This window comes from Corynebacterium sp. ACRPF (assembly GCF_022347395.1).
In the GTDB taxonomy this organism is placed as follows: domain Bacteria; phylum Actinomycetota; class Actinomycetes; order Mycobacteriales; family Mycobacteriaceae; genus Corynebacterium; species Corynebacterium tuberculostearicum_D.
The window spans coordinates 141,530-155,435 of record NZ_JAKRNB010000002.1 but is presented as its reverse complement, the minus strand read 5'-3'; the positions used below and the strand labels follow the sequence as shown (position 1 = coordinate 155,435).

Annotated in this window: 12 protein-coding genes and 1 pseudogene; 6 read left to right on the top strand and 7 right to left on the bottom strand. The window is 61.1% G+C overall.

The genetic code is table 11. The features are described 5' to 3' along the window. Positions 1 to 33: 33 nt before the first annotated feature. The gene (locus tag MHX61_RS01675) at positions 34 to 1,467 is read left to right on the top strand and encodes a TM0106 family RecB-like putative nuclease (protein ID WP_239191887.1); all 1,434 of its coding nucleotides are present in this window, start codon (positions 34 to 36) and stop codon (positions 1,465 to 1,467) included. On the opposite strand, the gene MHX61_RS01670 is transcribed toward MHX61_RS01675, so the two are convergent. Continuing rightward, positions 1,454 to 2,752 (bottom strand): copper oxidase, encoded by a 1,299-nt coding sequence (locus MHX61_RS01670; RefSeq protein WP_239191885.1) that lies wholly within the window; start codon positions 2,750 to 2,752, stop codon positions 1,454 to 1,456. The two genes, MHX61_RS01675 and MHX61_RS01670, sit on opposite strands and share 14 nt — an antisense overlap. A gap of 10 nt (positions 2,753 to 2,762) precedes the next feature. Beyond that, positions 2,763 to 3,915, bottom strand: a pseudogene (locus MHX61_RS01665) (MFS transporter). A 71-nt stretch (positions 3,916 to 3,986) separates the two neighbouring features. On the opposite strand from MHX61_RS01665, the gene MHX61_RS01660 reads away from it, so the two are divergent. Further along, a complete protein-coding gene (locus MHX61_RS01660; protein WP_239191882.1) occupies positions 3,987 to 4,841 on the top strand; it encodes a LysR family transcriptional regulator in 855 nt (284 codons plus the stop codon). A 43-nt stretch (positions 4,842 to 4,884) separates the two neighbouring features. Here MHX61_RS01660 and MHX61_RS01655 read toward each other — a convergent pair whose 3' ends face one another. Further along, on the bottom strand, positions 4,885 to 5,487 hold the full coding sequence (locus MHX61_RS01655; protein ID WP_005325362.1) for a superoxide dismutase: 603 nt from the start codon (positions 5,485 to 5,487) through the stop codon (positions 4,885 to 4,887). A 164-nt stretch (positions 5,488 to 5,651) separates the two neighbouring features. On the opposite strand from MHX61_RS01655, the gene msrA reads away from it, so the two are divergent. After that, positions 5,652 to 6,299: a peptide-methionine (S)-S-oxide reductase MsrA gene (gene msrA / locus MHX61_RS01650; RefSeq protein WP_239191879.1), complete on the top strand. Its 648-nt coding sequence runs from the start codon at positions 5,652 to 5,654 to the stop codon at positions 6,297 to 6,299. On the opposite strand, the gene MHX61_RS01645 is transcribed toward msrA, so the two are convergent. Next, the gene (locus MHX61_RS01645; RefSeq protein WP_239191876.1) at positions 6,296 to 8,038 is read right to left on the bottom strand and encodes an alpha/beta-hydrolase family protein; all 1,743 of its coding nucleotides are present in this window, start codon (positions 8,036 to 8,038) and stop codon (positions 6,296 to 6,298) included. The genes msrA and MHX61_RS01645 overlap by 4 nt on opposite strands. Before the next feature lie 87 nt (positions 8,039 to 8,125). On the opposite strand from MHX61_RS01645, the gene MHX61_RS01640 reads away from it, so the two are divergent. Genes MHX61_RS01640 through MHX61_RS01630 form a run of 3 tightly spaced genes read left to right on the top strand, consistent with a single transcriptional unit; the run spans position 8,126 to position 10,718 of the window. Continuing rightward, positions 8,126 to 9,073: an L-lactate dehydrogenase gene (locus MHX61_RS01640; protein WP_179387159.1), complete on the top strand. Its 948-nt coding sequence runs from the start codon at positions 8,126 to 8,128 to the stop codon at positions 9,071 to 9,073. Continuing rightward, positions 9,073 to 9,777: a glycerophosphodiester phosphodiesterase family protein gene (locus tag MHX61_RS01635; protein ID WP_239191872.1), complete on the top strand. Its 705-nt coding sequence runs from the start codon at positions 9,073 to 9,075 to the stop codon at positions 9,775 to 9,777. Before MHX61_RS01640 ends, MHX61_RS01635 begins: the two co-directional genes overlap by 1 nt. A gap of 20 nt (positions 9,778 to 9,797) precedes the next feature. Further along, positions 9,798 to 10,718: a DUF5926 family protein gene (locus MHX61_RS01630; protein ID WP_239191868.1), complete on the top strand. Its 921-nt coding sequence runs from the start codon at positions 9,798 to 9,800 to the stop codon at positions 10,716 to 10,718. 49 nt (positions 10,719 to 10,767) lie between these two features. Here the strand turns inward: MHX61_RS01630 and MHX61_RS01625 are convergent, their stop codons facing one another. The 3 genes from MHX61_RS01625 to MHX61_RS01615 all read right to left on the bottom strand — a co-directional run bounded on the left by MHX61_RS01625 (position 10,768) and on the right by MHX61_RS01615 (position 13,906). Continuing rightward, a complete protein-coding gene (locus MHX61_RS01625; RefSeq protein WP_239191864.1) occupies positions 10,768 to 12,012 on the bottom strand; it encodes an LCP family protein in 1,245 nt (414 codons plus the stop codon). A 62-nt stretch (positions 12,013 to 12,074) separates the two neighbouring features. Further along, positions 12,075 to 12,773: a CPBP family intramembrane glutamic endopeptidase gene (locus MHX61_RS01620; protein ID WP_239191863.1), complete on the bottom strand. Its 699-nt coding sequence runs from the start codon at positions 12,771 to 12,773 to the stop codon at positions 12,075 to 12,077. Then, entirely contained in the window at positions 12,770 to 13,906 is a 1,137-nt protein-coding gene (locus tag MHX61_RS01615; protein WP_239191862.1) for an amidase, read from the bottom strand. The genes MHX61_RS01620 and MHX61_RS01615 overlap by 4 nt, the downstream gene beginning before the upstream one ends.

Here is a 13,906-nt window from a genome sequence, read left to right as displayed (position 1 = left end):
CTTTACCTTGCCGTTCTATTAAGCTCACCCGGTGTGGAGGATGTGGTTGTTGCTTCGGACCTTGTGGGGTGCCGCTACCGCTTAGTACAGCGGCGCGCGCACCCCGAGATGCCGCGTATCCATGCCTCGATTGCCCGAGCAGAACGCCACGCGGCCGCAGTGGAGGCCGTCATGGAGATGTTTCCCCGCAAGGGCTCTGCCCGGTTCCGCCGCATCGATCTGGAAGGCGATGAGTGGGAGCGCTCCATGCGCACCCTTGAGGCCTTAGCTTCCGGGTATACGCACATCACCAACGCGGTCTTCGCCACCGAGGAGTGGATGGTGCGCGTAGATTTGCTGCTGCGCGAGGGCGATAAGTACACCCCAATTATCGTGTCCAATCACCGTGTGGCCCGCAAGAACGACACCAAGACGACGCCGGCGGTGCCTACCCACCGCTTGGGCCTGAGTGAGCCGCTCGAGGCGCCGTATAAGCTGCGCCATCATGCGGTAGATGGTTACCGCTTAGCGTTTGCCGCCCGTGCTTTGCGGGATCTCGGACTCGATTCCGGCCGGGGCGGGGCCATCGGCCAGGACCGCACCCGGGCATTTTTTACGGAAACAGCCAAGTTTGATCTGGAACGCGCCTGGAATCAGCCGCTTCCTACCGCCCCGGTGCGGGTCAAGGAGTGTGCGAGCTGCCGCTTTTGGTCTTTGTGCGAGCAAGAGCTGGTGGCGGCGGATGAAATTTCGCTTTTCCTATCCGGCGACCGCGCTAAGCCTTACCGCGAGCGCGGGATTACTACCGTGCAGGCGCTTATCGACGCCGACCTGGGCGAGCCCTCCCGCCTTGCTGCTGCTTGGCGCGCCGGGGAAGTGTTGCTGCGCCGCGGCGACGTGCACGTTCCGCGCGCAGACGTGGAGGTGGACGTGGATATGGAAGCCTACCTGGACCAGGGCGCGTACCTATGGGGAGCCTGGCACGACGGCAACTACGTCCCGTTCGTTACGTGGGAGCCGTTGGGCGGGCGCGCCGAGGCGGAAAACTTTGCGGCCTTCTGGCGCTGGTTGATGGATGTGCGTGCTAAGGCCCATGCGGAGGGCAAAACCTTTGCTGCATATTGCTACTCGGCCCACGGCGAGAACCATTGGATGCGGATGTCCGCGCAGCGCTTCCGCGAGGTGGATGAGCAGGAGGTAGAAGAGTTTATCTCCTCACCGGAGTGGGTGGACATGTTCGCCCACGTCAAACGATCCTTCGCCGGCCCCTTTGGCCTAGGCCTGAAGGTAGTCGCTCCGGAAGCGGGGTTTACCTGGCCAGAAGAAGACTTCGACGGCGAAGAATCCGTGAACGCGCGCCGCGAGGCGCTAGCCGGTGACCTCGTGGCGCGGCAGCGTTTGCTGGACTATAACTCCGGCGATGTCCAGGCCACCCGCGCGGTCCGCGAGTGGATGGACGTCGGCGCGCCGGGTACTACAGCGCTGTAAATAGGGCGTAGACGACCGCGAGGATCGCTATGCCCGCATAGACCTGGTTCCATTCTGGCCCCGGCTTCGGATCCGGGCCCTCCGCCTTCTTCATCAAAACCTGCTTTTGGGCCTTGACCGCCCGGGCGATGAGCACGGGGTAGACCGCTAGGGGCAGGATGCACAAGAGGGAGGCGACCACCTTAAGCAGGGAAATATCGGTACCTATCCAGATGAGCAGCCCACCGTTGACGAAGGTGGCGCGCAGGAGACCGAGTTTGTCCAGCTGCTGCAAGCCCGCCCGGACGGCAGCGGGGCCGCCACCCATGGTGCTGGGCAAGAGGTAGCTCATCACGCCGATGAGCAGTTGGCCGGCAAACCCCACCAGCAAGGCGAGGGTGGGCAGCGCCGGCTCGGGCATAAAGAAATGCTGCACCGTGTAATACACCAAAGACAGCACCAGCCATAGCGAGGCCATGAGCACGGAGACTGAGGCAAAGGTGATGCGATCGCGCGGGTCCTTAGCCACCGTCAGTACATTAGCGAGCCACTGCTGCAAGCTCAGCGCCCAACCGCAGCAGTAGGCGATAAGTCCCAACTCGGGGAAGCCGAGGAAAGCGCCCACGATGGTGGCAACCACACCGACTGCGAGCAGCGCAAAGGAGGAGTGCATGTGGCGATTAATACCTTGGGTGCGCCAGATGGAGGGGAAAAGGATGGTGAGAGAACCGGCCGCGGCCAAGCCGATGAATCCTCCGATATTAGCGGCGATATGGGCGAGCAGTAGCGTGGGGTGGCCGGGGTAGACGGCCAGCAGGCCGCCAAAGATGGCACCCACCGGCAGGCACAGGGCGGAAAGAACATAAGCGCCCACCACGGGGCGGAAGCGCTTATCTTTGGCACCGCGCCATTGCTGGAAGAGCGATGCCGCATGCCAGAGCATCATCAGTGCAATGAGTGTGGCGCCCACCTGGGTGACAATCCAGTGCTGGGACCAGAACTCCATGAGGATTTGGCCGATTAACGCGAGGATGATTCCGGCATTGAGGCCATAGATGCGGGCCAATTGGGCAGGTCGAGTGGATTCGGGGAGGCGCTGTTGGGTGAATTTCTCCGTGAGGTGCTGGGACCACACGATGATGCTATTGCTCACCAGTCCGAGGGTGAATAGGTGGATGAGCACCCACCGGTAGTTCGGGACCAAGGTATGCGTTGCACCCACGAGGATGAAGACCATCATCCACAGGGATACGGGACGGGAGGCCTTGCGGTGCCATGTCCGCGCCGACCACTTATTCTCAGGCATAAAACCGATTTTAGTCGGTTTTAATCTTGGTCCAAGTCAGCGCAGTAAGGGCGAGGGCTACGGCGGTGAAGAAGGCGATGAAAAGGGGCCACGACAGGACGTCGAAAAGCAGGCCGGCACATGCGCCCACCACAGAAGAGCCAAAGTAATAGCAGAACACGTACATCGAGGAAGCCTCCGCGCGGTCGTGGGTGGCAATCTGGCCCACCCACCCGGAGGCGGTGGAGTGTACGGCGAAAAAGCCCACGGTAAAGGCGATCATGCCGAGAAGCGTCAGCGGAAGGCTACCGGCGCACAACGCGATGCCCACAGTAAAAAGCGCGGCCGAGCCGAACAGGGTTTTTCCGTGGCCGATTCGGGCCACTAGCGCTCCAGCTCGAGCCGAGGACCAGGTGCCAGAAAGGTAGAACAGGAAAGCCAAGCCGGCTAGCGAAGGGGCCAAGCCAAAATCATCGATGAGCCGGAAGGTTAAGAAGTTATACATGGAGACAAACGTGCCCATGGACAGGAATGCGGTGAGAAAGAGCAAGGCCAAATCCCGGTTGGCCCAATGACCCAAGAGCGCCCGGCTTTCGGTCTTGAGATGGATGGATTTAGGCCGGAAATTGCGTTGGGTAGGAAGCAGCAGCCACGACGTAATGGCAAAGGCGAGTGAGACCAGCGCCGAGCCGAAGAGCGCCCAGCGCCACGTGGAGATTTCCACCAATCCGGTGGGGATGAGGCGGCCGGTAAGGCCACCGACGGAGGTGCCTGCAATGTATAGGCCCATAGCCCGCGGCAGGGCTTTGTCATCGAGTTCTTCAGAAAGCCATGCCATTGCGGTGGCGGGGGGCGCCAGAGAGCAGCGCACCCTGCAGGCCGCGCACCACGATGAGCTGCCACCCCTCTTGGGCGAAGGGAACAATGAGCCCCACGCCGGTCGCGGCAACGGCCGAAATGAGCAGGATGCGTCCGCGGCCGAAACGCTCGGAGAGGATCGATGCGGGCACTACGCATAGGGCCAGCGCGCCCGTGGCGGCCGATACGGTCATGGCCGCCTCGGTGGAAGAAAGGCCCATGTTGTCTACCAGCGTGGGAAGAATGGCTTGGGTGGAATACAGGCTGGAGAAAATGGCCAAGCCCACAAGGAGCATGGCTACCGTGGCGCGCCGCGTTCGAGTCATAGCATTTAGCCTGCCCGGACATGCAGCATGTGTAAAATGTGGAAAATTACACTAATCGATGCGGAGTATGCATGAATGTGGAGGATGTCCGCGGCTTCCTCGCCGTGGTGGATCATGGCCGCGTGGGCGCTGCGGCCGATGAACTGGGGATCTCCCAATCCGCGCTGACCCGCCGCGTACAGCGCGTAGAAGCTAGTCTTGGCGCCCGTCTTTTCGAGCGCACTGGGCGCACCCTGCATGTGAACTCGCGCGGGAGGGCCTTCGCTGTGGCCGGGCGGGACATGCCCCGCGCCTACCAAGTTGGGCGGGACGATGTTGCCCGCCTCATGGATCCAGAACGCGGCACCGTGCGCCTAGATTTCATGCACTCGCTGGGCACCTGGCTGGTTCCGGACCTGCTCAAGAGCTATCGCGCGCAGCACCCGCACGTGGATATTCGACTGCATCAAGGCGCGGCGCAGGAGCTGGTGAGCAGGGTGGAAAACGGCGAATCCGACCTTGCCCTCGTGGGCCCGCGTCCTGATGCAGCCCTGGGCTGGCACCAGATAAAGGTGCAGCGACTAGGCCTTGCGGTGCCGGAAGGCCATTGGGCAGCGAACCGGCGGGAGGTGAAGCTAGCGGAATTCGCTGCAGAACCGTTCATCAGCATGCTCCCAGGCTATGGCACGCGCATGCTTCTCGATGCCCTCGCGGACGACGCCGGCTTTAGCCCCCACCTCGTCTTCGAGTCAATGGAGCTTACTACCGTTGCGGGGCTGGTAGCGGCAGGACTCGGGGTGGCGCTCTTGCCGCTGGATGATCCCTATCTGCAGGTGGGGAGCCTGATCCCCCTCACGCCGCCAGCGTACCGCGAGCTCGGTTTGGTGTGGCGCGCCGGGGACGATGCGCCCCCAGTGCGGCAATTCCGGGAATTTATCCGGGCATAGAAAAAGCCGCCCCCGGAGGGGCGGCCGAAGTAACTAAAAGGAGTTACTTGGTGGCTGCAGCGAAACGCTCAGCAACGTCATCCCAGTTGAAGACGTTCCATACGGCCTTAACGTAGTCAGCCTTAACGTTCTTGTACTGCAGGTAGAAAGCGTGCTCCCACATATCCAGCATCAGCAGCGGGGTGAAGTTGATGGAGGTATTACCCTGCTGGTCAGTCAGCTGCTCGATGATCAGGCGGCCAGCAATGTGGTCGTAGCCCAGAACGGCCCAGCCGGAGCCCTGCAGGGAGGTAGCAGCGGCGGAGAAGTGAGCCTTGAACTTCTCAAAGGAGCCGAAGTCGCGGTTGATGGCCTCTGCCAGCTCGCCGGTAGGCTCGCCGCCACCGTTCGGGGACAGGTTCTTCCAGAAGATGGAGTGGTTGGTGTGGCCACCCAGGTTAAATGCCAAGTTCTTGGAGAGGGCGCGGATGCGATCCGGGTTAGCCTCACCGTTGCGCTCTTCCTCGAGTGCCTCGAGTGCAGCGTTAGCGCCAGCAACGTAGGTTGCGTGGTGCTTATCGTGGTGGAGCTCCATGATCTCTGCGGAGATGTGTGGCTCCAGTGCGTCGAATGCGTATGGGAGGTCAGGAAGTTCGTAAACAGCCATTTGTTAAATCCTTTCTTCGGGTACGTGTCCCGATGATAGGCACGGTTGAAAGATTTCGCCATGATTAATTCGAAATGTGGAACTAGCGCGAATATTAACTGGCCGCGGAATAGCTTTTCGCAGTACAACGTTGGGAAGAAGGAATAAGGAAGGAGCTATACCTCATGTGGATGTTTAAGCCGGAGCCCAAACTCGTTGCTGCAGATGAGGCTCTGCCGGGTCGATCCGAGCCGATCCTAGCCCCCGCCCCGCACGCCGTTCTAGGGACACCGATTACCGGACCGTGGAAGGACGGGCAGCGTTCCATTCTCATTGCGTTGGGATGTTTCTGGGGCGCGGAGAAGATGTTTTGGGAGACCGAAGGCGTGGAATCCACCTCGGTGGGCTATGCGGGCGGTACCACCCCGAATCCCACGTATTACGAGGTCTGCCGTGGGTTGACCAACCATGCCGAGGCGGTGGAGGTGGTCTATGACCCGCAGCGCATCAGCCTGCGCGATCTTGTCGTACAAGCCCTAGAAGCGCACGATCCCACGCAGGGCTTCCGCCAGGGCAACGATGTAGGAACGCAATACCGCTCTGCTTTCTACCCACGCACGGAGGAAGAGCGGGCAGAAATCCAGGGCATCGTGGATTCCTATGCAGAAAAACTCAAGGAATTCGGATTCGGGGATACCACTACGGAGGTCAAACTCCTCTCCGATACTGATTCTGGGGAGTACTACCTGGCTGAGGATGAGCATCAGCAGTACCTATATAAGGTGCCCAATGGGTACTGCCCGCATCACAGTACTGGGGTGAAATGCGACTAAGCGTCGCGCCGGATAAAGCGGGCAATCTTCTTGGCCAACTTCGGCGTGAGCGATTGGCGGGATTGGGAGCCTAAGACCTCATCCCAATACCAGAGCATTTCCTCAAAATAGTTGTGTCCGTGCCCGCCAGGGACGTTGAGGGAATTGATCTGGTCCAAGCCAATTTGCCACCAGGTAATAAAAGGCACCCAGTGTAGCTGCCGGAAGGTATCCGCGTGCAGCGCTTCCGGCTGCGGCTCATGGATCCAGGTGGGCCTGCGCACGAGAAGGTTAAGATCCCACCACACGATGGCGTCGGAAGCATGCTGGGCAATGAGCATGCGGGGTCGGCGCCAGGTATGGGCGTAGTCATTGCCAAAGGCATCGTGCAGCGTATGGTCAGGAGCCGCCGCGTAGCGCACATGCTTGCCGCCATCGATAACGGGCAGGCGTTCTAGGGAACCAATATCCCGGCGCAGGCGCTGAGTAAAGTGCGTCATGCGCGGAGGCCCAGAAAAGACCGCGCCATTGCACGCGGAAAGTAGGTCCTCCACATTATGGTAATTATCCATAATGGCGTAGGCGCCAAGCGATTCACCTGCGAAATAAAGTCGCGGGCGGTTTTCTTCCGGCAGCCTATCTATTTCTTCTTGTACCACCCGAATCAATTCGCGGGCCGCTTGCTTCGGTGCATTCTTATCCACGAGGTAGGAGAAAACCGAAGGCAGGTAGGAGTACTGCATGGTGACGGTGACGCAATCACCACCGGTCAAAAACTCATAGGAGCACGCACCCCAGTTATTGATCCATCCCGAGCCGGCGGGCATCTGGATAACAATAGTCTCTCGCCGCAGGGCACCGGTGCGTTCGAGTTCGGCGCGAATCTTTTCCGCGGATTGTTGGAAGGAGCGCCCTGGAATGTATCCGGCGTAGATGCGGATGGGTTCCTTTGCATCGGTTCCCGTCACTGTGCGGATATCGCGGGCGCGGGGGCCATTGGAGACAAAGCGGCGTCCCTGTTGTCCCAACGCCGACCACGGCTCGAGAGACCATGGGCTGCCGGAGCGCTCCGGCTCCCACGGCATGGAGGTGCCGGGGAAAATCTGCTTATTTAACCGCTGCGCTTGGTGCGATAGCGAGCGCAGCCAGCGTCGAAAGACCACGCGGTCAGAAAGGGCAAACGCCGTAAGGCTCAGTCCCGCGGTAACCACCGGCCACGCAATGAGTGCAGGCACCCAGCGGCCTAGCTGGCGTGACAGTTTGGTGACGGCAAGCTGCGTGGCCTCCCCGATGAGTAGGAGCGTGCCGTAGCCTGCGGTGCCTGCGGCCAAGCCGATGGCCGCCGTTACGGGCCCGCGCACGAGCTGCTTATTGACCAACTCCGCCTGCTTTTTCTGGTTGCGCAGCGAAAGCACGGCATTAAATGCAGTCCCGGCGCCAATAGCAAGGTGCACAATTTGTCGATGTTGTGGGCCGAGGCGGTCCTGCGGGCGCTTGCCAATGCTATTGAGCACGAAGCTTGTCGACGCCGCGCCTAGATGCCCAATGCCTTGCCCGATTGCCACGTTGGCGGCGGTCACCCACCACGGACGGGGCAGTAAGGAAGGCGAAACAGCAGCCCACGTCGCTAATTCCGCACCCAAAATTCCAGCCGACATATTGGGCGGTAAGGTTTGCCGGCTGGTCATACGGACGATGGGCGTGAGATCCGCGGCTACGCCAAGAGCGATTAGTGCAGCGCGGCGGAGTGCGCGTTTCATAATGCCCGATTCTCCCAGATTTCGGTGGGAATTTCAGTGTGAGACTTAGCCCGTGCAAAAATCTCCACAAAGTTGCACAATGGGGTCATGGCAAATCATGTAGGAAACAAAGTCGTTCTCATCGGCGCCGGCGATGTGGGAGTCGCTTACGCCTTCGCTCTCATCAACCAAAGCATCGTTGACCACCTGGCAATCATCGATATCGATGAAAAGAAGCTAGAGGGCAACGTCATGGACCTCAACCACGGTGTTGTCTGGGCCCCCACCCGCACCCGCGTCACCAAGGGCACCTACGCCGATTGCGCAGACGCCGATATGGTCGTCATCTGCGCCGGTGCCGCACAGAAGCCGGGCGAGACCCGCCTGGACCTGGTGGGCAAGAACGTCAAAATCATGAACAGCATCGTCTCCGATGTCATGGCGAATGACTTTGATGGCATCTTCTTGGTTGCCTCCAACCCGGTGGACATCCTGACCTACGCCGTATGGAAGGCTTCCGGTCTGGACCACAAGCGCGTCATCGGCTCCGGCACCGTGCTGGACTCCGCTCGTTTCCGCTACATGCTGGGCGAGCTGGAAGATGTTGCACCGAAGTCCGTACACGCCTACATCGTGGGCGAGCACGGCGATTCCGAGCTGCCGGCCGTCTCCACCGCCAATATCGCCGGTGTCCCGATGTCCAAGAAGCTGGACTCGGATCCGGAGTATGCAGAGCGCATCGAGAAGATCTTCGAAGATACCCGTGATGCCGCCTACTCCATCATTGACGCTAAGGGCTCTACTTCCTTTGGCATCGGCATGGGCCTGGCCCGCATCACCGCCGCCGTCATCCAGAACCAGGACGTGGCACTGCCAGTATCTGCTTACCTGCAGGGCGAGTACGGCGTAGAGGATCTCTACATCGGCACCGCTGCCATCATCAACCGTTCCGGCATCGTGCGCGCGATTGAGCTGCAGCTCAGTGAGCACGAAAAGGAGCGCTTCGATGCTTCTGCTAAGACCCTGAATGACATCAAGGAAGAGTTCTTCGGCTAGTGAAGATTGTCGCTCATAGGGGATACTCCGGAAAATATCCGGAGCTATCCCCTCTAGCTTTTGAAAAAGCCCTAGATTTGCCAATTCACGGCGTCGAGTGCGATGTGCGCTTGACGCGCGATGGAAAAGTAGTGGTTCAGCACGATCCCACGTTGGACCGCACCGCGGGGCGCCCCGGCCGCATTTCCAAGATGGACTGGGAAGAATTGCGCGGCGTTGACATCGGTTCGGGCCAGCGCATGATGCTTCTCGACGAACTCTTGGAACTGCTCGAGGGCACACCGCACCACCTTTATATCGAGACTAAGCACCCCTCCGGGCAGGGCGACATCCTGGAGGAGCAAACGGTGTTGCGCTTGCGTTATGCGGGGCTTTTTGACGACCCCCGGATCCACGTCATTTCCTTTTCCCACCACGCCATCCGCCGCATGCAGAATTTGGCGCCGCACATGGACCGGATTTATCTTCGTCGCGATTGGGAGCGCCACGTCAACCGTCCCGATGTAATGCTGTCCAAGCCCACCGCGCTCGGTGTATCGTTGCTGCGCGCGAAGCTGCAGCCGGCAATTATCGGCGCGCAGGGATTGCCCACCTACTTGTGGACCGTAGACAAGCCGGAGGACATGAAGTGGGCGTGGGCTAACGGGGTAGATATGCTCGCTACCAACCAACCCGAAGTGGCCCTACATGCCATTGAGCTCTAGTAAGCAGGTATCTTGGAGGCATGGCCAAGAAGAAAAAGAACAAGGAACAGCTGCCTGAGGGCATGTCCCGCCGCCAGGCAAAGCTCGCTGCCCGCGCCAAGGAGCGCGCCGCCCTGGAAAAGGATCCCCGCCCCTACGGCGGACTTGCTGCGGAGGCCTCCCTGGTCGCCATGCAGGAGTTCGTCCCCTCCGCTTTTGCCAAGCTTGAGGTCAAAGGCTGCGATAAGAACGTGTATGTAGCCACCGTCCTGCCGGGTGCTTCTGCCGCGCTTATTCGGGACACCGAATTTGGCGGCGATGCTTTCGTAGGTCTGCAGGTGCAGTCCCACACCCACAACCCGGGCCGCGACCTCGCCTTTGCCCTTAACTGGGTGAAGAATAACGAGCCGGGCGCCACACTGGAATCCACCGCGGCCGACGGCTCGGAGCCGAAGCTGGAGGAGCTTATCGATGCCTCCGCTACCCTCGACGTGCAGGTTCACCAGGACTTCGAATGGTGGATTCCGGAGGGAGCACAGGTCACCCCGCAGATTGCGCAGTCCCTACGCGCGGCTAATGATTCCGTTATCGAGTCTCACCAGGTAGGCGAGAACATCACTGGTGCGGCCTTCTGGGCAAATGCCGGCGGCGGCAAGGCCCACATTCGTTGGGTCCGCCCGAATGACGATGAATCTGCATTCCTGAACGCACTGGCGCGCGTCGCTGCCCGCGGCGAGCTGAACTTGGGCGAGGGCACCAAGTTCGCTGGTGTTTTCCGCACCCACGGTCTCATCGCTCCAGTCTTCGACTTGGATCCAGAGGTTGACCACGCTTCCTATGAGGAGCACCTCACCCGCGTGGACAAGGCCTTGGAGGAAGAAATCTCTAATGATGCCCAGCTGAACGCCGATGAGCGCAAGCAGCTAGAAAACATCAAGTCCCGCCAGGTGACCCTGCGCTAAAGACAGGAAATGGCCCTTCCCCGGTAGAGGAAGGGCCATTTTTTAATCGCTATTTGAGAGAATCCCACAACCCGGCGGCTGCTTCATCGTCCCAGAGGACGACGTTGCCAACCTCGGTATCTTGGAAACCGCCGATGGGGACGGTTTCAGTGTCTACACCGGAGCCCATGGCCAGTGCCACGCGGGCGAGGTGCCAGACGTGGTCGCCCTCGTCCACGATGAACGAGGAGGCGGTGTGGTTGACCAAGGAGAAGGCGCGGAATGGGTTAATCAGGGTGGCTGGGGAAGCAACCTTATCCAGTAGGGCGGAGAAGAATTCGCGCTGTCGCTGCACGCGGTCAAGGTCACCCATGGCGGTAGCACGAGTGCGCACGTAACCGAGGGCGTCGCGGCCCTTGAGCTTCTGGCAGCCATCTTGGAGATCAATGCCGGCCAGCGGGTCATTGATGGGTTCCTTTACGCACACGTCTACGCCGCCGACGGAGTCGACCACATTGGCTAGGCCACCCATGCCGATCTCGGCATAGTGGTCGATGTGCAAACCGGTCGTGCCCTCAACGGTTTGGGCAAGCAGCTGCGGTCCACCGTAGGTAAAGGCGGCATTGATCTTGTCCATGCCAAAACCGGGGACTTCCACGTAGCTATCGCGTGGGATGGAAACGAGCTTGGCCTTGCCGGTGCGAGGGATGTGCAGCAGCATGATGGTATCGGTGCGGCCCTCGCCCACATCTCCACCGGTGCCTAGCTCCGCCTGCTGTTCCTCGCTGAGTCCTTGGCGGGAATCGGAACCGACGAGCAACCAATTGGTGCCGGCGGTATTAGACACTTGTTCTTCTGGCAGCGCCTCCACGCGGGTGAGGCGGGCATCGGTCCAGAACATGAAGACGAGGTTGAATACCAGCAGGACAACGAGCGCCAAGCCAACGCACCCGAGGGCACGCTTGGCCGGATTGACCTTTTTGCGCCGGCTATGCGGGCGCTGCCGGGGCGCCGGGCGCGGTTCGGTGCGACGAGGCGGGCGCTGCTGTGCGCGGTACTGGCTGGGGTAGCGGCTCGGTGTTGGCGGCGGAGTGCGACGCGGGGGCTGTTGCTGCCGCTGTGGTTGCGGAGCGCGGAAGGATTGTTGCTCGGATTCCACCCGCCGCGGCGCCGGGCGGGCGGAGGAACGGCGTCGAATGGGGCGGCCGTATCGATCCTTGAGGGGACGTCCATCGGCCCCAAGGACGAATTCAGTGGAGGCATCGTCGCCGGCGCGGCGGGCCTCCCTATGCGGATCTCGTCCTGATTCAGTCATGCGCTATACCTTACAAGGAGCAGGGAGCAACGCCTGCTTCGCGACGTCCCCTACAGGCATTTTCACAGGAAGGAATAACCCACGAAAGCGACGGCGTCGATAAGAAAATGCGCTATGACCAGCGGCCATACCCGCCCCGTGCGGTGGTAGTAGTAGCCGTAGATTAAACCCATGATGATATTGCCACATCCAGCGGAAACACCCTGGTAGAGGTGGTAAGAACCGCGGAGAATGGAGCTTGCGGCCAGCGTGGCTGGCAGCGACCAGCGGGCCTGGCGCAAGCGCGTCATAAGCCACATCACCACCACGGTTTCCTCCGCGAAGGCGTTGGCAGCGGCCTTGAGGAGGGAAACGGGGATTTCCACCCAAGCATTGGCGAAGTCGCCCGGGATGACTTCCTTGCTCCACCCCAAGTGCACCGCCGCGAAATACAAGGCGAGCCCCGGGATGCCAATGAGGGCGGCAAGCCCTGCGCCTTCGAGCCAGTCGCGGGCGCGGTGGGGCCGGGGCATTATGTGATCCTTGGCCAGCAGGAAAAGCGCTAAGGCTCCATAGGAAAAGAGAACAGCAGTGGAGCACAGCTGCAGGCCCATATCCACCCAGGCAAGAGGAGATTGGCTGGAATTGAGCGTGACCGATTGCTCGTTGAGCCGGTGCGGAGAGGCCAGGGAATTGATGAGGTTTAATACCGCCCGCACCCCGGAAATACCAAAGGTGAGGGTGAGGACGATGAGCAGCTCGGCACGTAAAGACTTGGTCATGGGTGCAGGATGTGGGCGAGGCCGAGGAGGGCGGCGTCGGAAAGCGTAATGCCTCCCAGGTGTACGCCCACCGGCGGGTGATTGGGTACGGCCCACGGTACGGAAATGGCTGGCAGACAGGCCATGTTGAACAGGGAACCCCACGGAGACCACCGGGTCTGGGCCGCGAAATTCTCCGCATGGGGCAAGGACAGGAACGAACCAATACGCGGCGGGTCCGTGGTGAGCATCGGGGTGAGGATGGCATCGACGCCCCATTCCTGGGCCAGCAAGTCGGGCAGCTGCCGGACATGCGCCCGCGCCGCGGCCAGCTCAGCGGCGCTTACGCGCCGGCCCTGCTGAGCAATCCACTCGGCGTAGCCTGCCGCCGGGTTGAGCCCCGCCAAACGGGAGGTAAAGGTCGTGCGGAAATGCGCAAAGGTGGCCCGGGCCTGCGGATACGGGGAAATGGGCACCACGGTGAAGCCGGCAGCCTGTAGGCGTTGGGCGGCCTCGCGGGCGGCGCGCAGGTGGTGGGCATCGACGTTGGCATCGCAAAACAGCGGCTCCACCAGCAGGCCGATGCGGGCGCGCGGGGTGATCATGCGGTGGCCATGCAGAAAGGCATTATCGGCCACTGTACGGGTAATAAAGCCTTGCACACCCAGTTCATCACCTGCCGGTTTGAAGCCCACCACGCCGCAGGCCGCGGCCGGCACTCGGATGGAACCGCCGCCATCGCTGGCGTGCGCCGCGCGCAGCAACCCCCTCGCGACCTGTACCGCCGCACCGCCCGAGGAACCACCCGGAGTGCAGCCGGGAAAGAGGGGATTATCGGGATGGGGCAGGCCTACTGGTTCCGTATCTACGCGCAGACCCAACTCCGGGGTGGAGGACTTACCGATGATGTGCGCACCCTGCTTCTCCAAGGCCTCAATAAAGGCATCGCTGTGCTCGGGGTAGTAAGTGCGATCGACATTTCCCAAGGTAGTAGGCATGCCGCGGACATCGCAGAGATCCTTAGCGGAGAGGACCCAGCCGCTCAGCCGGCCTCGGCCGGAGGGCTCGCGGTCTACATCCAGGTAGGTGAAACCGTGCTCCTCGGGGGTAAGGCCGTGCAGATCCGCGCGGAGTTGTTCTACGGAAAAGTCCAT